At 60.9% G+C, this 17,384-nt stretch carries 18 protein-coding genes; 8 read left to right on the forward strand and 10 right to left on the reverse strand.

Annotated features, from left to right (window positions below; genetic code table 11):
* Positions 1 to 3 precede the first annotated feature (3 nt).
* Entirely contained in the window at positions 4 to 1,218 is a 1,215-nt protein-coding gene (locus ACO1VH_RS13780) for a DUF418 domain-containing protein (protein ID WP_486245036.1), read from the reverse strand.
* Positions 1,219 to 1,349: 131 nt separating this feature from the next.
* On the opposite strand from ACO1VH_RS13780, the gene ACO1VH_RS13785 reads away from it, so the two are divergent.
* From ACO1VH_RS13785 to mdoH, 3 genes are all read left to right on the forward strand, one after another.
* A complete protein-coding gene (locus tag ACO1VH_RS13785; RefSeq protein WP_486245037.1) occupies positions 1,350 to 1,676 on the forward strand; it encodes a hypothetical protein in 327 nt (108 codons plus the stop codon).
* Between the two features lie 326 nt (positions 1,677 to 2,002).
* Entirely contained in the window at positions 2,003 to 3,559 is a 1,557-nt protein-coding gene (locus ACO1VH_RS13790) for a glucan biosynthesis protein G (RefSeq protein ID WP_486245038.1), read from the forward strand.
* A gap of 14 nt (positions 3,560 to 3,573) precedes the next feature.
* Positions 3,574 to 6,105: a glucans biosynthesis glucosyltransferase MdoH gene (gene mdoH, locus ACO1VH_RS13795; protein ID WP_486245039.1), complete on the forward strand. Its 2,532-nt coding sequence runs from the start codon at positions 3,574 to 3,576 to the stop codon at positions 6,103 to 6,105.
* A gap of 46 nt (positions 6,106 to 6,151) precedes the next feature.
* On the opposite strand, the gene ACO1VH_RS13800 is transcribed toward mdoH, so the two are convergent.
* The 3 genes from ACO1VH_RS13800 to trhO are packed head-to-tail and all read right to left on the reverse strand — an operon-like array spanning position 6,152 to position 8,177.
* Positions 6,152 to 6,391 carry a hypothetical protein gene (locus ACO1VH_RS13800; RefSeq protein WP_486245040.1) on the reverse strand — a complete coding sequence of 80 codons (240 nt, stop codon included), beginning with the start codon at positions 6,389 to 6,391 and terminating at the stop codon, positions 6,152 to 6,154.
* Positions 6,392 to 6,418: 27 nt separating this feature from the next.
* Entirely contained in the window at positions 6,419 to 7,330 is a 912-nt protein-coding gene (locus ACO1VH_RS13805; RefSeq protein WP_486245041.1) for a pseudouridine synthase, read from the reverse strand.
* A 4-nt stretch (positions 7,331 to 7,334) separates the two neighbouring features.
* Positions 7,335 to 8,177, reverse strand: coding sequence for an oxygen-dependent tRNA uridine(34) hydroxylase TrhO (gene trhO, locus ACO1VH_RS13810; protein ID WP_486245042.1), 843 nt, complete (start codon positions 8,175 to 8,177; stop codon positions 7,335 to 7,337).
* Between trhO and ACO1VH_RS13815 the strand changes: the two genes are divergently transcribed.
* The 4 genes from ACO1VH_RS13815 (at position 8,176) to ACO1VH_RS13830 (ending at position 9,724) form a co-directional block, all read left to right on the forward strand.
* Positions 8,176 to 8,367, forward strand: a complete 192-nt coding sequence (locus tag ACO1VH_RS13815; protein ID WP_486245043.1) for a hypothetical protein — start codon at positions 8,176 to 8,178, stop codon at positions 8,365 to 8,367. The two genes, trhO and ACO1VH_RS13815, sit on opposite strands and share 2 nt — an antisense overlap.
* Positions 8,368 to 8,469: 102 nt before the next feature.
* Positions 8,470 to 8,964 carry a hemerythrin domain-containing protein gene (locus ACO1VH_RS13820; RefSeq protein WP_486245044.1) on the forward strand — a complete coding sequence of 165 codons (495 nt, stop codon included), beginning with the start codon at positions 8,470 to 8,472 and terminating at the stop codon, positions 8,962 to 8,964.
* Between the two features lie 141 nt (positions 8,965 to 9,105).
* Positions 9,106 to 9,318 (forward strand): hypothetical protein, encoded by a 213-nt coding sequence (locus tag ACO1VH_RS13825; RefSeq protein WP_486245045.1) that lies wholly within the window; start codon positions 9,106 to 9,108, stop codon positions 9,316 to 9,318.
* A gap of 82 nt (positions 9,319 to 9,400) precedes the next feature.
* A complete protein-coding gene (locus tag ACO1VH_RS13830; protein WP_486245046.1) occupies positions 9,401 to 9,724 on the forward strand; it encodes a hypothetical protein in 324 nt (107 codons plus the stop codon).
* Between the two features lie 27 nt (positions 9,725 to 9,751).
* Here ACO1VH_RS13830 and ACO1VH_RS13835 read toward each other — a convergent pair whose 3' ends face one another.
* Positions 9,752 to 10,831 carry an AI-2E family transporter gene (locus ACO1VH_RS13835; protein WP_486245047.1) on the reverse strand — a complete coding sequence of 360 codons (1,080 nt, stop codon included), beginning with the start codon at positions 10,829 to 10,831 and terminating at the stop codon, positions 9,752 to 9,754.
* A gap of 167 nt (positions 10,832 to 10,998) precedes the next feature.
* Between ACO1VH_RS13835 and ACO1VH_RS13840 the strand changes: the two genes are divergently transcribed.
* Complete coding sequence (locus ACO1VH_RS13840; protein WP_486245048.1) at positions 10,999 to 11,715, forward strand: alpha/beta fold hydrolase; 717 nt, start codon at positions 10,999 to 11,001, stop codon at positions 11,713 to 11,715.
* A 101-nt stretch (positions 11,716 to 11,816) separates the two neighbouring features.
* Here the strand turns inward: ACO1VH_RS13840 and oxlT are convergent, their stop codons facing one another.
* The 5 genes from oxlT to ACO1VH_RS13865 all read right to left on the reverse strand — a co-directional run bounded on the left by oxlT (position 11,817) and on the right by ACO1VH_RS13865 (position 17,298).
* Complete coding sequence (gene oxlT / locus ACO1VH_RS13845; RefSeq protein WP_486245049.1) at positions 11,817 to 13,094, reverse strand: oxalate/formate MFS antiporter; 1,278 nt, start codon at positions 13,092 to 13,094, stop codon at positions 11,817 to 11,819.
* 563 nt (positions 13,095 to 13,657) lie between these two features.
* Positions 13,658 to 14,101, reverse strand: coding sequence for a cyanase (gene cynS / locus ACO1VH_RS13850; RefSeq protein WP_486245050.1), 444 nt, complete (start codon positions 14,099 to 14,101; stop codon positions 13,658 to 13,660).
* A gap of 36 nt (positions 14,102 to 14,137) precedes the next feature.
* Positions 14,138 to 15,049, reverse strand: a complete 912-nt coding sequence (locus ACO1VH_RS13855; protein ID WP_486245051.1) for an ABC transporter ATP-binding protein — start codon at positions 15,047 to 15,049, stop codon at positions 14,138 to 14,140.
* Positions 15,039 to 15,908, reverse strand: a complete 870-nt coding sequence (gene ntrB / locus ACO1VH_RS13860) for a nitrate ABC transporter permease (protein ID WP_486245052.1) — start codon at positions 15,906 to 15,908, stop codon at positions 15,039 to 15,041. Before ntrB ends, ACO1VH_RS13855 begins: the two co-directional genes overlap by 11 nt.
* 1 nt (position 15,909) lies before the next feature.
* Entirely contained in the window at positions 15,910 to 17,298 is a 1,389-nt protein-coding gene (locus tag ACO1VH_RS13865) for a CmpA/NrtA family ABC transporter substrate-binding protein (protein ID WP_486245053.1), read from the reverse strand.
* Positions 17,299 to 17,384 lie beyond the last annotated feature (86 nt).

Consider the following 17,384-nt stretch of genomic DNA (forward strand, 5'->3'; position numbering starts at 1 on the left):
GTGTCATCGAGCGGCTGGATCGCGTGCGATCCAGCGCCGATGCCAGTTTTCCACCGGGCCCTGTGGATGATGCGACAGCCACCAGCGGCTCAACAGCAGTTGCACCAGCATGATCGCGCCAGCGATTGCCAGCCAGCCGGCTGGTGGCAGCGTCGCTCCCAGTCCAAAGCCCGCACCTTGCAGCAGCAGCGCGCACAATAGCGACTGCATCAGGTAATTGGTCAACGCCATGCGTCCCACCGGCGCCAGCCAATGCTGCACGTGGCGCATGATGCCGTCGCCCGCCAGCATGAAGACGGCGACATAGGCCGCGGCCAGACTCGTCCCGCCGACCGGCAGCCACGAATACAACGAATAATCGAGACGCGCCGGATGCAGCGGATCGATTGCTTCGCCCAGGACCATCGTCGCCCACATCAGGTTGAATGGAATGCCGACCACGAGGCCGATTGCCAGCACGCGCCGCCACAGTGTGCGATGTCGCTCGGGTTGCGTCAGCCAGCGCAGCCGTACCGCCAGCACGCCGAGCAGGAACAGGATTGCGACATGCGGAATGATCAGGATCGATTGCATCGTGACCGCCACGTAATCGTTCAGGCGCTGCCACGCGATCGCGGCCAGCGTGCCCTGCGTATAGACGAGATGCGAAGCCTGGACGCTGTCATACATGGCACGGCCCTGCGCCTGCAGTTCATTGCCGTTCAGCAGCCACAGGTTGAGAAAGAAACCCGTCAGCAGCAGCAAGCCGAACACCAGCGCCCAGTTGCGCAACGATGCCGTCACCGTCCGCAGCCGCGCACCGACCAGTCCCAGCAAGACCCAGAAGCCGGCGATGGCGTATAGCGTCAGGATGTCGCCGAACCAGATCAGCGTGCCGTGCAGCACGCCGCAGCCCAGCAGCCATTGCAAGCGTCGGCGATATAGCCGCTTCGCATCGCCCCAGCTGCCGGTGCGCCGCTTCGTCGACTGCGTCACCAGTGCGAAGCCCGCGCCGAACAGGAAAGCGAAGATCGGGTAGAACTTCTGCTCGGCGAAGAAGGCGACGAAGGCTACCGACAGGATGTCGGCCAGCGTCGCATCGGCCGGCAGCACGCCGTAGCGCAGCGGTTCGAATCCCCAGACGAAGGACCAGATGTTGACCAGCAGGATGCCGAAGACGGCGAGGCCGCGCAGCGCGTCGATGCGCAGATGGCGGTTGGTGGCGGGAGCGGTCGGCATGAGCATGGAGGAGGGCATCGCCCGAAAAATTCCGACAGCATAGCGTCAAACGGCGCGGGCGGGCGGCTGGCAGCGATGCGGTGCTATGCTGCCGGCTGTCGTCCTGCCACCATAATCGTCGCACTCACTGCATGCCGCGCCGCCATCACCATCATGTCTACGTCGTCGAACTGGCGTCCGATGTCTGGTACGAACCGCGCTTTCGCAAGGCCAATCCGGACTATGTGCGCGGCAAGCCGTGCGTCTATGTCGGCATGACGGGGCTCGATCCCGATCTGCGTTTCGATCGGCACAAGGCGGGCATCCAGGGCAATCGGTTCGTCGAACAGTACGGCTTGCGCCTGCTGCCCGAACTCTATGCGATCTATAACCCGATGCCGTATGCCGCTGCCTGCGAGATGGAAGTGGAACTCGGTATTGCGCTGCGCGAAGCCGGCTACGGCGTCTGGCAGGCGTAGAGAATTTGTGCTGCGGACGGGCAACTTTTTGCGTGTGCAAGGAACCTTTCCGCTCTGTGTCTATCCATCCCCTGTTCGACAGTGTCCCGAACCGCCGTTTCGCCTGCGTTATCTGGATTGCGAGGCGGCAAGGGTCGCGGGAGTCAATGTAAAATCCGATACTTGTCCGGCCGCCAACATCCGGTTGCTGCGGTCGGCAGAATAATCGGACGGCACGGCGCATCGGCGCCGCCTTCCCAGAATTCCGCGTCGGCTTCGGCCGCTGACTTGCGTACCGACCGGCAGGCCACCTGCGGTCGGCATGTGATGTGCTTTGATTGGAAACCATGTTCTTGAATGTTTTAAACCCGGTACGATTCTGTCGACAAGCGCGTCGACAAGTACGTCGACAAGCGCTCGTTTTCGCGCTGGCGCTTCTTCCCTGCATTCCTTCCCTCGCATTCGATTTCAATACCGTCGCCAAAAAGGCGAAACAACTCTCTGAAAGCGCCTACAAGGAGCCGAAGAAGAATCTCTCGCCGCTGCTGGCCAATCTCAGTTACGACCAGTACAAGGCGATCCATTTCAAGCCCGAAAAGGCTTACTGGCACGATCGCAAGCTGCCGTTCGAGCTGACCTTCTTCCATCAGGGACGTCAGTACGACACGCCGGTGCGCATCAACGAACTGGTCGGCGGCCGTGCGCGTGCGATTCCTTTCGATCCGCGCTCCTTCGATTACGGCGGCCTGAAGACGACGGCGCAGGATTTGCGTCACCTCGGTTTTGCCGGTTTCAGCGTGCAGTACCCGCTGAATACGGCCAAGAGCAAGGACGAGTTCCTGGTGTTCCTCGGCGCCAGCTATCTGCGTGCAGTCGGCAAGAACCAGGCGTACGGCGTGTCGGCTCGCGGCTTGGCAATCGATACCGCACTGAATTCCGGCGAGGAATTTCCGCGCTTTACCGAATTCTGGATCGAGCGTCCCGGAACGAAGAGCAAGCAGTTGACGATTTATGCGCTGCTCGATTCGAAGCGTGCGACCGGCGCCTATCGCTTCATTGTCAAGCCGGGCGAGCAAACGATCACCGAAGTGAAATCGCAGCTGTATCTGCGCGAGAACGTGACCAAGCTCGGCATCGCGCCGATGACCAGCATGTATTACTTCGGCGAGAACCAGCGCGCCCCGGTCGAGGATTATCGCCCTGAAGTGCACGACTCCGACGGCCTGTCGATCGCTTCCGGTACCGGCGAATGGATCTGGCGTCCGCTGGTCAATCCGAAGCGCCTGCTGGTCACGTCGTACTCGCTCAGCAATCCGACCGGTTTCGGCCTGGTGCAGCGCGACGACCGCCAGAGCAGCTACGAAGATCTGCGCACGCGATACGAAACGCATCCGAGTGCGTGGATCGAGCCGATCGGCAAATGGGGTTCGGGCCGCGTCGAGCTGATACAGATTCCGACGCCGGACGAGATGAACGACAACATCGTCGCCTTCTGGGTGCCGGATCGCCTGCCCAAGCCGGGTCAACCGATCGACTTTGAGTACCGTGCATCATGGGGCAAGCAGTCGCAGCAACTGCCGCCGCTGTCGTGGGTGACGCAGACACGCCGCGGCCAGGGCGTGCCGCGCAAGCCGGATGGCAGCGTCGCGCTGTATGTCGACTTCGACGGCCCGGTCTTCAAGAAGCTGCCGCGCGATGCCAAGGTGGATATCCGCGTGTCGGCCGATGCGAACGGCCAGATTCTGGAATCGGCCGCCTATCCGAATGAAGCCACCGGCGGCTGGCGCGCCGCGGTACGCGTCAAGCGCGTCGACGAAAGCAAGCCGGTCGAGATGCGTGGCTTCCTGCAAAATGACAACGCCACGCTTTCCGAAACGTGGAGTTACATCCTGCCGGCGGAATGATGGAAGCGACACGCATGGCGCCGGCCGCTTGCCGGCAGTATCTGGATCATCTGTCGCTGCCGCTGGCGCAGCGCAGCGAGATCGAATCCCAACTCGAAGCACAACTTGCCGCGCAGCCGGCCGCCACGACGCGCGAAGCGATGGCGATCCTGCATCGCATTCTGGCCGGCGATGATGCCGAGACGGTGAATCCGGCATTCGGTTCGATTGCCGCTCGCGCGCAGACCGCGATCGAACAGGACGACGCATGGGCCTGCGACGACACGACTGCGCTGCCGTCGTCCTCATCCGCATTACCGCAACTGCCGCTGCCGCATCAGCTGAAGGTCGCGCCGCCCATCCACCGTGCATCGATGGTGCCGGAACCGTGGGGTGCGCTGAATCCGCTGGTGCGCTGGTGCAAACACACGTTCGGCCGCGGCAAATCGCCCGCGCCGTGGGAAGCCGGCGAAGCCGCACCCGAACCGGCGCATCCGGCACGCGGCGGCTTGCGCCGGCTGGTGCTGCTGTTCCTGATGCTGGGACAGACGGGTTTGGCGACCTTCTATATGAGCCGTGTATTGCCGTACCAGGGCACGACGCCGCTGGAAATCTCGATGCTCGCGCTGTTTGCCTTGCTGTTCTGCTGGGTATCTGCCGGCTTCTGGACGGCGATGACCGGCTTCCTGCTGCTGGCTACCGGCCGCGATGCCTACTTGATCTCGAAGACGGCCGTCACCGGCGGCGCGATCGATCCGGCTGCGCGCACCGCGATCGTCATGCCGATCTGCAATGAAGACGTCACGCGCGTGTTCGCCGGCCTGCGTGCCACCTACGAATCGGTGCAGAAGACGGGCAAGCTCGACCGTTTCGATTTCTTCGTGCTGAGCGATACCGGCAACAGCGACACGGCCGCCGCCGAAGTCGCTGCCTGGACGCGGCTATGCAATGCAGTGGGTGGCTTCGGCCGCATCTTCTATCGCCGCCGCCAGCGCCGCGTGCGCCGCAAGAGCGGCAACATCGACGATTTCTGCCGCCGCTGGGGCAAGGATTACCGCTACATGATCGTGCTCGATGCCGACAGCGTGATGAGCGGCGATTGCCTGACGAAACTGGTGCAGGCGATGGAAGCCAATCCCGACGCCGGCATTATCCAAACCGCGCCGCGCGCGGCCGGCCGCGATACCTTGTATGCGCGCATCCAGCAATTCTCGACGCGTGTCTACGGCCCGCTGTTCACCGCCGGCCTGCATTACTGGCAGTTGGGCGAATCGCATTACTGGGGCCACAACGCGATCATCCGCATGAAGCCCTTCATCGAACACTGCGCGCTGGCGCTGCTGCCGGGCAAGGGGCCGTTCGCCGGCGAAATCCTGTCGCACGATTTCATCGAGGCGGCGATGATGCGGCGCGCCGGCTGGAAAGTCTGGATCGCCTACGATCTCGACGGCTCGTACGAAGAGATGCCGCCGAATCTGCTGGACGAACTGAAGCGCGACCGCCGCTGGTGCCAAGGCAACCTGATGAACTTCCGGCTGTTCATGGCGCGCGGCATGCACAGCGTGCATCGGGCGGTGTTCGTCACCGGCGTGATGGCCTATCTGTCGGCGCCGCTGTGGTTCCTGTTCCTGATTCTGTCCACGGCGCTGCTGGCGCAGCACACGCTGACCGAGCCGGCCTACTTCACCGAGCCGTGGCAGCTATTCCCCAACTGGCCGCAATGGCATCCGGAAAAGGCGCTGGCGTTGTTTACCGCCACCGCCACACTGCTGTTCCTGCCGAAGATACTCAGCGTGCTGTTGGTGTGCATCCAGGGTGCGCAGGAATTCGGCGGACGCTTCCGCGTCGTCATGAGCATGCTGATCGAAATGCTGTTCTCGATGATGCTGGCGCCGGTGCGCATGCTGTTCCACACGCACTTCGTGGTGGCGGCATTCATGGGCTGGGCATTGCGCTGGAAATCGCCGTCGCGCGAGGATTCCGAGACGACGCCGGGCGAAGCGTTTCGCTATCACGGTTACCAGACGTTGCTGGGGCTGGCATGGGGCGGCGCGATCTTCTGGCTGAACCCGGCCTTCCTGCCATGGCTGCTGCCGATCTGCGGTTCGCTGGCGGTGGCGATTCCGGTCTCGATCTATTCGAGCCGCGTGTCGCACGGTCTGCAATTCAAGCGCGCGAAACTGTTCCTGATCCCGGAAGAGGCGACGCCGCCGATCGAGTTGCAGGAGACGGTGCGCTACGTGAAGGATGCGGCAGCGGAAGCGGATTTCGTGCAGGCGGTGGTCGAGCCGGTATTCAATGCCGTGGTCTGCGCGACCGGCAAGCTGCATCCGCATCGTTCGCTGCTGGCGCAGGAAATGCGCGCCAACCTCGTGCAGACCGCGCTGCTGAGCGGCCCGTCGGCCTTGGCCGATGCGCAGAAGAATGCGTTGCTGGCCGATCCGATTTTCCTGTCGCGGCTGCACTTCGCCGTCTGGAGCAACGACAACGCGCATACGATATGGCGGCAGGCGATCGGTTCGCCGGCGGAGTTCACCGCGCCGGCTGCCTTGCGGCATGCGGCCTGAAACTTCGGATAAAAAAAGCCCCGTTTGCGAACGGGGCTTTTTTGTTTCAGGAGACGATGTTCGTCAGCAGATGAATGCCGGCTCCGAGCAAGACGATTGCCAGCAGGGCCACGCTCAGCATCGGCAGGATGGCGATGCCGTACATCAGCATCTGTATCGCGATACGCTGCAGCGGTGGATGTTGCGTGCCGAAGCGGTTCGCGATCTTTTCTGCCAGCCAGTCGGCCAGCGGCATCACCATTGCTGACAAGACGCCGGATAGCAGCCGGCCCGTCGTTTCCAGCATGTTCTTCCTTGTATGTTTGTGCCGTCGTCAGAACGACAGCGTGCGCCGACTTTCGAATGCGCGTGCCTCGCCGGTCACCGGATCGGTGAAGCGCACCGATTTTGCCAGCAATTGCAGCGGCCGCGTGTAATCCTGATGTGTGCCTTCGTCCGGATGGAGATGTGGGTAGATGCGGTCGTTGACGATCGGTATTCCAAGCGCTGCCATGTGCGCGCGCAACTGATGCTTTTGTCCGGTTACCGGTTCCAGCGCGTAGCGAGCGAAGCCGTCTTTGCGTTCCAGCAGTGCGATGCGGGTTTCCGCATTCGGCTCGCCGGGCATTTCCGTCATCTGCATGAAGGCATCGCTTTCGACGAGGCGGCTGCGATGCACGTACGGCAGCACCAGCTCGGCGCGGAACGGCGCGATCGCTTCATAACATTTCGCGACGCTGCGATCGCGGAACAGCGTCTGATAAAGATTGCGATGCGACGGTTGCACGGTGAACAGCACGAGGCCCGCGGTATCGCGATCGATGCGATGCATGGGCGTCAGTGTGTCGATACCGAGCAGGCGCTTCAGGCGCACCAGCAGCGTTTCTTGCACGTAGCGGCCGGATGGCGTCACCGGCAGGAAGTGCGGTTTGTCGGCGACGATCAGTTGCGCATCCTGATGCAGCACTTCGATCTCGAACGGGATGCGCGGCTCGAACGCCAGCATGCGGTAGTAGAAGACGCGCGCCAGCGGCCGATAGGGTTCGTGCGGCTGCAGCGGATTGCCCTGCGCATCGAGCACTTCGCCGCGCTGCATGCGCGCGACCCAGTCGTCATGAGGGACGGCAGGGAAGCGCTGCGCGAAGAAATCCGCCATCGTGCGCCACGGCCCCGGCGGCAGCGCGACGCTGCTCGGACTGACGCCGGCGATGGCTGGCGGCTGCCATGCGGGAAGCGGGCGCCCCATGTTTCTATTCGCTTTCCTCTAGCCGGCGCGCGCGCTGCAGACGCCATTCCCATTCCGGATGGCCGCCGTAGACGTCTTCCGATGTGGTGGCGGTTTCATGCAGGTGCGTATCGAGCGCGACGCGGTTGTCGAAGACAAAGCATTCGCCTTCCCAATCCTTGTCTGCATCCGGCATCTGCAGGAAGTAGTTGAGGATGCCGCCTTCGAGCTGGTAGACCGGCACGCCCATGTCGCGCATCCAGACACTGGTCTTCTCGCAGCGGATGCCGCCGGTGCAGTACATTGCGACGCGCTTGCCCTGCGCCTTCCACTCCGGCAGATGTTGTTCGATGAACGCGGGGAAGTCGCGGAAGTTGTCGACGCCGGGATCGACCGCATGGTGGAAGCGGCCGAGCTGGTATTCGAAGCTGTTGCGGTTGTCGATGACGACGACGTCGTCCTGCGCGATCAATTCGCGCCATTGTTGCGGACTGACGTCGATGCCGCCGGCAGCCGTCGCATCCACGTCGTCCACGCCGAGCTGCACGATTTCCGGTTTGCGATGCACCTTCATCCGCGCGAACGGCGCGGTGGTGCAGGCGCTGCGCTTGAAGGCGATGCCGGCGAAGCGGCCGTCGAATGCGGGATCGTGCTGCAGCGCCTGTTCGAACGTATCGAGCGCCATTGTGTTGCCGGCCAGCACGCCATTGATGCCTTCCTCGGCGACCAGGATGCTGCCCAGCAAATCGGCAGTCAGTTCGCGCAGGCGTGCGGCGACCATGTCGGGATCGTCGAGACGGACGAATTTGTAGAAGGCGGTGTGGAACAGCGGCGCAGCGTTGTCGGCGCCTGAGGGCAGGGCATTCATGGCGAAATTGTCGCAGATTTGCCGGTGTTTGCCATGGCGTTTGCCGATCGGCGGCATGTCGTTGATGCGTTTGTCACGCTATGTGGAAGCCCGTGTAGTGGCCTATGCGGCGCCGTTGAATGTCGGCAACCCGCTTCGGCCCATGTCGGTCGATAACGCTGCGCATCGGCGAGGCGCGCTGCAAACATGAGCCGTATTCCGACAGGAGTTGGTGCCAATGTCTGATACGCGCGGTCGAGCTGCCGGCATACATTTCCCACTGGTTCACCGAATCCACCTTCAGGAGACAGACATGACGTCCAAATCAGCGCATAAGCCAGCCAAATCAGCCAGCAACGACGCAATTTCGCTGCTGATGGAAGACCACGAGAAAGTGAAGAAGCTTTTCAAGGAATTTGAAAAGCTGGCCAAGCATGGCGACGTCGACGGCAAGGTAGACATCGCCAACCAGATCTGCGAGGAACTGACCATCCATACCATGATCGAGGAGGAAATCTTCTATCCGGCCGCGCGCACCGCGTTCGGTGATGCAGAGGACCTGATCAACGAAGCGGAAGTCGAGCATGCGACGGCCAAGGACCTGATCGCGCAGATCCGCGAAATGGCCGGCGACGATCCGATGTACGACGCGACCGTCAAGGTCTTGAACGAATACATCAATCATCACGTCAAGGAAGAAGAAACCGAAATGTTTCCGAAGGCGAAGAAAGCCAAGCTGGATCTGGAAGGCCTCGGCGTGCAACTGATGGAACGCAAGGAAGAGCTCAGCACGGAAGCCGTCGCATGATGCGTGCGGCGTAATCTCCTTTCTTGTCACTGCACAACGTCGGCGCGATGGCTGCATGCAAATGCGTCCACGTGCCGTTCCCACCGCGACGGTTACGCCGGGCGCGTGCAGGAAAGGCGGGAAATGGGGCGGGAAATCATCATGTCGAAGAAGAACAGCGGCATCAACGACCGGCACGACGAAAGCGGCGAGCAGAGTCACGTGGACGGCAATTCGGGGCTGGATAACCTGATCGATGGCGAAGCGTTGCCCGATCCGCCGGATGCAATCGATGTGGCGCAGGCGCGTGAATTGCAGCGGCGTGCACGTGCGTTGACGCGCACACCGACCAAGCGCAATAGCGATATCTTCTGAATGCGCTTGCACAGAGCGCTAGTAGATTCGCAGAGTGCCGGCAGAGCGTCGAGAGCCGTGTCGGAATTTTTCGGAGAGCACGATGGGCGATGTCATCGGCTGGAGCAGCGCCGCCATCCTGTTGCTGACGGTGTCGGCACAGGTCCTGCAACAGTGGAAGAGCCGCAGCAGCGCGGGTGTGTCGCCGTGGCTGTTCATCGGACAGATCAGCGCATCGGCCGGCTTTGTCGCTTACAGCATTGCGGTCGGCGATGCGGTTTTCACGGCGACCAATACCCTGCTGCTGCTGGCGGCGTTACTGGGGCAGGTACTGTATCTGCGCAATCGCTGCGCCGAACGACGCAGGCGTAACGGCGCCGAGCATCTGGCCGACGGCGGTACGCCGGCAACCTCGCTGCCGCCCTAGGCATCATGCGAAGTTGGCTTCGCGAATTCAGTCAGGGCGGTGCAGTTTTTCCGCTTCGTCCTTCTGGTTGCCGGCCGAGAAGGTCTGCCACAGCGTGATGAACATTGCCGCGATCACCGGTCCGATGACGAAGCCGTTCAGGCCGAGCAGCGCCATGCCGCCGACGGTAGAAATCAGCACGATGTAATCCGGCATCTGCGTATCCTTGCCGACCAGGATGGGGCGCAGGATGTTGTCCACCAGTCCGATCACCAGCACGCCGAATGCAATCAGCACGATGCCTTGCCAGAGCGAGCCGGTCAGCAGGAAGTAGATGGCGACCGGTACCCAGATGATGGCTGCGCCTACGGCCGGCAGCAGCGACAGGAAGGCCATGATCACGGCCCACAGCAATGCCCCTTTTACGCCGAGGAACCAGAATGCGATGCCGCCGAGCGCGCCTTGCACGGCAGCGACGATGATGTTGCCCTTGACGGTTGCACGAATGGCGCCGGTCAGGTTGTTGAACAGCAGTCGCTTGTGTTCCTGGTTCAGCGGCGCGGCCTGCCGGATGTGCGCAGCGAGACGATCGCCGTCGCGCAGCAGGAAGAACAGGATGTACAGCATGATCGTGAAGCCGACCAGGAAATTGAAGGTGTTCTGGCCGATGTTGATCGCCTGCCGCGTGAAGAATTCGCTGCCCTGGATGGCGGCGGCGGCCAGCTTGGCCTGCAGCGCCGTCAGGTTGCCGATGCCGAAACGATCGAGGATGCCGATCAGCCAGCCCGGCATCGCGGAGAAACCCTTCTGGATGAAGCCGGCAAAATCGATCTGTCCGCCGCGGATTTCTGCATAGAAGGCCGAGGCTTCTCGCACTAGCGAAATCGAGATCAGCGTCAGCGGCAGGATTACCACCACCAGACATAGCAGCAGCGTCGTCAGCGCAGCCAGGTTTTCGCGCCTGTGCATCTTGTGCAGCATCTTGCGATAGAACGGTGCGAACAGGATGGCCAGCACGATGGACCAGAATACCGCGCCGTAGAACGGCAGCAGGATGACGACGAAAGCGATCGAGAATACGATCAGCAGCGTCAGGAAGGTTTTTTCGCGGATTCCTTGATAGTTCATGTTGAGGCGCCCCGACGGGCCGCGGCATTGTGGGTGCATCCATCCTACCCGAAGTTGCCGCGCCCGCGACGGGTTTCGGCATCGCTCGGACATTGCGGAACGCATGGCCGATGCGGTTGTCCATGCAGGAAGATCGGTCGGCCATTCTCCGGCTGAAGGAGAGCGCGATGTCTTATCTGATGAAGCCCAACCTGATCCTGCTGCCGGGACTGTTGAATGATGCGCGGCTATGGCGTGCGCAGGCCGAAGGACTGGCCGATATCGCCAACGTGTCGGTAGCGGATCTGACGCGCAGCGACACGATGGCGGGTCTGGCCGCCGACGTGCTGGAACAGGTGCCGGCCGGCATGTTCGCACTGGCCGGCTTGTCGATGGGCGGCTATGTCGCGCTGGAAATCATGCGGCAGGCGCCCGAACGGGTGACGGCGCTGGCGTTGCTCGATACCAGCGCGCGACCGGATACGCCGGAAGCGACTGAAAACCGCCAGCGGCTGATTACGCTGGCGCGCACGAATTTTCCTGCGGTGCCGCGCGAACTCATGCCGAAGCTGCTCTATCCCGCCCATCTGGAGGAACGTCGCATCGTCGACTGCGTCGAGGATATGGCGGCCACCGTCGGTCCCGATGCCTTCGTGCGTCAGCAGCACGCGATCATGGCGCGCGTCGACAGCAGAGACGGTCTGGCGAACATAGATTGCCCGGCACTGGTGCTGTGCGGACGCGAGGATCGCATCACGCCGGTGGAAGTGCATGAGGAAATGGCAGCGCTGATTCCGCGTGCGGCGCTGACAATCGTCGAGCATTGCGGCCATCTGTCGGCGCTGGAGAAACCGGATGCGGTCACGGCGGCGCTGTGCAATCTGTTGCAGGGCAAGCCGTGCTGAATGCTCGCAAAAGCTGCTTGAACTATCGGAATTGCCGGAACGACGGATAAAAAAAGACCGGCGCGAAGGCCGGTCTGAAAAACTGTCTGAACGGAAACCGATCAGTTCTTGCTCATGAACTTGGAACGCATCGGCTTCAACACGAACCATGCCATCAGTGCAGCGGCAGCGTTCAGGATACTTGCCAGCACGAATACTGCGTACCAGCCGCCCGTTGCCGAAGCGATCACTGCGGAGATCGGAACCAGCAGCGATGCCGTGCCTTTAGCGGTGTACAGCAGGCCGGAGTTGGCGGTTGCGAACTTGGCGCCGAAGGTATCCGCGCAGGTCGACGGGAACAGCGAGTAGATTTCGCCCCATGCGAAGAACACGATACCGGTCAGGACCACGAACGCGATCGGATCGTGACCCCAGTGGTACAGCGCCAGGATGCCGACTGCTTCGATCGCGAAGGCGATGAACATCGTCGGTTCGCGGCCGATCATGTCGGAGATCCAGCCGAAGAACGGACGGGTCAGGCCGTTCAGCACGCGGTCGATTGCCAGTGCGAAGGTCAGTGCAGGCAACACCATGCCGAACACGTTGAAGTTGACGTCGAACACCTTGAAGTCGTGCGCGATCGAACCCAGTTGCGCGGTTGCCATCAGGCCGCCGGCCGCAACCATCACGAACATCAGGTACATGATCCAGAACACAGGCTGACGCAGAACTTCGCTCGGCTTGAATTCGTTTTTCGACTGCTGCACCTTGGCGGCGCTTGCTTCGCCTTTCTTGTGCTCTGGAGCACGGGTCAGGAACAGTGCGATCAGGATGACGATCAAGCCCTGGCCGATACCGAAGTACAGGAACGCGGCTTCATAGCCCTTGCTTGCGATCATCGACGAGATCGGGATGATGGTCGCAGCGGAACCGGCGCCGAAACCGGCAGCGGTCAGGCCGGCAGCCAGGCCGCGACGGTCCGGGAACCATTTCAGCGCATTGCCGACGCAGGTGCCGTAGACGGCGCCTGCACCCACGCCGCAGATGATGGCGGAAATGTAGAACAGTGCCAGCGAATCGGCGAACGAATTGATGAACCAGCCGAGGCCGCACAGGATGCCGCCGACGAGGACGACAGGGCGCGGGCCGAATTTATCGACGAACCAGCCTTCGATAGGAACGAGCCAGGTTTCGGTGATGACGAAGATCGTGAATGCCACTTGAATGGCAGCACGGCTCCAGCCGTATTTTTGCGAAATAGGATCGACGAACAGGGTCCAACCGTACTGCAGGTTGGCGATCATCGCCATGGCGACGATACCAAGGATCAACTGCATCCAGCGGTAAGAGGCCGGACGGCTGACTTCGGCAGTCAGCGTAGCGGAAGCGGTTTGATTCATTTTGCCTTCTCTCAACTCTCAAGTATGTAATTGCACGTCACGACCTGTGCCGTGCGCCCGTTGCCATAAACACTTGATTCGATGTGATCATTCTCGGCTGCATCGTTTGCGGGAAAGCCGGTGTCTTTTCCTCGCCGGGTTTGCAGTCCGTGTGTTTACTTTTTCAACGGCATCACTATCAGAGAACGCGCGCTTCGTTGCTATGCTTCAAGTCAGGAATATGTGATATTCAGATTGTGGATATCCCGTATTCGCGCGCGAATGCGTTAAGTGAATTGTGGATACCACGTAAAAATTTTGTGGATAGTACGTAATCGCGGAGAGCGAGAGCTGGCGCGGGTTTGCGGCCGATCGTGTTAAGATTTCGTTAAATTGTTCTGCCTGAATTTTAGGCAGTCCGGTGTTTTGCAATGTTTGCCCATTTTTTAGGCAGTGCTGTTTTTGCCGCCCGAAGGAGGCGTCATGCGTGAACGTGCATGGCGCGGCATTCAATAAAAAAGCGCGCCATTGCGGCGCGCCTTGCATGGTATGCGGTTGCGTTTATGCAACCGATGCGATGGCGTTCAGTACATCTTGTACGGCAGATACTTGCCACTCATGGTGATCTTCACACGATCGCCGTTCGGGTCCTTCTCGCGCGACATGTCCATCTTGAAGTCGATTGCGCTCATGATACCGTCGCCGAATTCCTCGTGAATCAGTTCCTTGAACGTGGTGCCGTATACCTGCACCAGTTCATAGAAACGATAGATCGTCGGATCGGTCGGCACGGCGGTCGGCAGTGTGCCGCGGTAGGGAACGACCATCAGCCATTTCTTCTCTTCGTCGCTCAGGCCGAACAGTTTGGCGGCAGCCTCGGCCTGTTCGGCATTCATCGTCATCTGGCCGAAACAGGCGGCGGTGACCCATTCTTTGCTCATGCCGACCTTGTCGGCAATCTCCGACCATTTCAAGCCCTGCGATACTTTTGTGGAGATGATTTTTTCGGTTACGTCGTTGCGATTCACGTGAAACTCCTGTTGAGAAAGTGGTTGAATGAAAGATCAGGCAATCAGGTGCAGTGGCGCCGGCGTTGTTGGTAATGCCGCCTCGGGTTCCGTTCTATCGTCGGCGAGGCCGGGCTCGATCACCGGCGGGTGCGTCGGAGCACGTCCACCGGAAAGCGTCTTCGAGCGCGCCACCAGAAAATCCACCAGATGATTGCGAATGCGGTAGTACTGCGGATCGTGATGCAGCGTTGCGCGCTGGCGGTCGCGTGGCATTGTGTTGCGCACGATTTCGGCCACCCGTGCACGCGGACCGTTGCTCATCAGCAGGATGCGGTCGGCCAGCAGGATCGCTTCGTCGACGTCGTGCGTGATCATGAAGACGGTCTGCCGCGTTTCGGCGCAGATGCGTAGCAGTTCGTCCTGGATCGTGCCGCGCGTCAGCGCATCGAGCGCGCCGAACGGTTCGTCCAGTAGCAGCATCTTCGGCTCGATCGCGAACGCGCGCGCGATGCCCACACGCTGTTTCATGCCGCCGGACAGCGCGGATGGCTTTTTGTCGATTGCCTGGCTGAGGCCTACCAGGGCGACATACTTTTCGACATGTTCATCCACCTTGGCCGCAGGCCAGTCAGGCCACTTGCTTCGCACGGCGAAGGCGATGTTCTTGCGTACCGATAGCCACGGCATCAGTGCATGGCCCTGGAATACGACGCCGCGCTCCAGTCCCGGGGCAATGACTTCGCGCTCGTTCATGAAGACGTGGCCGCCGCTGGCACGTTCGAGGCCGGCCAGTGTATTCAGGATTGTCGTCTTGCCGCAGCCGGAATGGCCGATGATGCAGACGAACTCGCCGCGGTTGATCGTGAAGTTGATCTGGTCGAATACCGATTCGGATGCGCCCGGATACGTTTTCTCCAGCGCTTCGACGCGCAGAAAGGATTTGTCGTTGACGATTTCAGTCGACATAGGTCACCGCTTTCTGTGCCGTGGCAAAGATCAGATCGAGCAGCATGCCGATTACGCCGATCATCAGGATCGCGAAGATCACATTGGTCAGCGACAGATTGTTCCATTCGTTCCACACAAAGTAGCCGACGCCGGTGCCGCCGACCAGCATCTCGGCTGCGACGATAACCAGCCAGGCGATGCCCATGCTGATACGCATGCCGGTCAGGATCGTCGGCGCGGCAGCTGGCAGGATCACTTCGAATGCCTTGCGCAGCGGCTTGACTTCCAGTGTGCGTGCAACGTTGATCCAGTCGTGCCGCACACCGGCGACGCCGAACGCGGTGTTGATCAGCATCGGCCAGATCGAGCAGATGAAGATGACGAAGATACCGGATAGAGACGCATCCTTGATCGTGTACAGCGCGATTGGCATCCATGCCAGCGGCGAAATCGGCTTCAGCAGCTGGATGAACGGATCGAGCACGCGATAGACCAGCGGGCTCATGCCGATCAGAAAGCCGAGCGGAACCGCGACGATTGCCGCCAGGCCGAAACCGAGTGCGACGCGCAACAGCGAATGCGCGATCTGGATGCCGATGCCCTTGTCGTTCGGGCCGTTGTCGTAGAACGGATCGCGCAACTGTTCGACGAGGGTGTGGCCCATATCGGCCGGAGTCGGGAAGGCGGATTTGACCGGAGCGGTGGCCTGCGCCGGATCCTTGCCCATCAGCTTTGCGTATTCGATCTGTTCCGGGGTCAGCTGCGGTGTTGCGGCCTGTTTCGGGAGCGTGGCCAGTTGCCAGATGCCGACCAGCAGCGCGAACAGCATTAGCGATAGTAGTGGTGAACGGTACTTGCTCAGCAGCGATGTGTCCATGTCATGCCCTTCCGATCGCGAAGCTCTTGGCATAGGCATCGGCCTTGCCGGCATCGAAGGTTTTGCCCATGATCGTGAATTTCGGATACCCGTCGCCCGACGGTACCGGCAGGCCAATTGCCTTCATCTGCTTTTTTGCATCGGTCAGCAGGAAAACCTTTTCTGCGATGTGTTTGTAGTCGACGTCACCCTTGATGTAACCCCAGCGTTTCATCTGCGTCAGCATCCACACCGCCATGCTCTGCCACGGAATGGGATCGAAGTCGGCACGATCCGGTACGTTCATCACATTGCCGAGACCGTCGGCGAACTTGCCGGTCAGCACCTGCGCGACAACGGTTTCCGGCTGATTCAGATAGGCCTGCGGCGAGATCACCTTGGCAATCAGTTCGCGGTTCTTCGCATCGCGTGCCATCGCGGAAGCGGTCAGCACCGCGCGATACAGTGCAGCAAAGGTATTCGGGTTTTGCCTGATGAACTCGGCCGACGTGCCGAATGCGCAGCATGGATGGCCGTTCCACAGATCCTTTGTCAGCAAATGGATGAAGCCGACTTCCTCGTACACGGCACGCTGGTTGAACGGATCGGGCCCAAGATAACCGTCGATGTTGCCGGCGCGCAGATTGGCGACCATTTCCGGCGGCGGCACCACGCGGATCTGAATGTCCTTGTCCGGATCGAGACCGGCTTCCGCCACGTAATAGCGCAGCAGGAAGTTGTGCATCGAATATTCGAACGGCACTGCGAACCTGAATCCTTTCCACATCCTGGGATCGCGCTTGTCCTTGTGCTTCATTGCCAGCGTGATCGCCTGGCCGTTGGTGTTCTGGATCGTCGCTACATTCATCGGCGTTGCCTGCGCACCGACGCCGAGCGAAATTGCCAACGGCATCGGCGACAGGAAGTGCGTCGCGTCGTATTCCTTGTTGAGCATCTTGTCGCGGATCAGCGCCCAGCCCGCGGTCTTGATGACTTGCACGTTCAGGCCTTGCTGTTTATAGAAGCCGAGCGGATGCGCCATGATCAACGGTGTCGCGCAGGTGATGGGAATGAAGCCGATTTTCAGATCCGTTTTTTCCGGCGCTGCCTGCTTTTCCTGCGCCATCGCCTGCAGGCTGGCGACCGGAAATACGCTGGCGATGGCAGCCATGGCGGTACTGCGGCCGACCGCAGACAGGAATCCACGGCGCGTGGCTTCCTGCGGGAACAGCGCCTTCATCAGCGTGGCTTCGATGAATTCGTTCGAATACTGTTCGAATTCTGCAGTCTCGCTGCGCGCACGCAGCGTGGCGACGGCGGCATCGTGTTCGGCCTGGCTGCCGTGGCCGCCGCAGCTGCAACCCACATGCAATGGACGGTCAGGATCGTATGGATCGAAGAAGCTGCTCATGAGATCTCCCTGTGAATAGGCTGAAACCATCATAGGGAGGCATGCCATATCGCACTATCGTGCGAGGCCGCGATTGTTTGTAGTGT

The sequence above is a fragment of the Oxalicibacterium sp. genome, assembly GCF_057353965.1.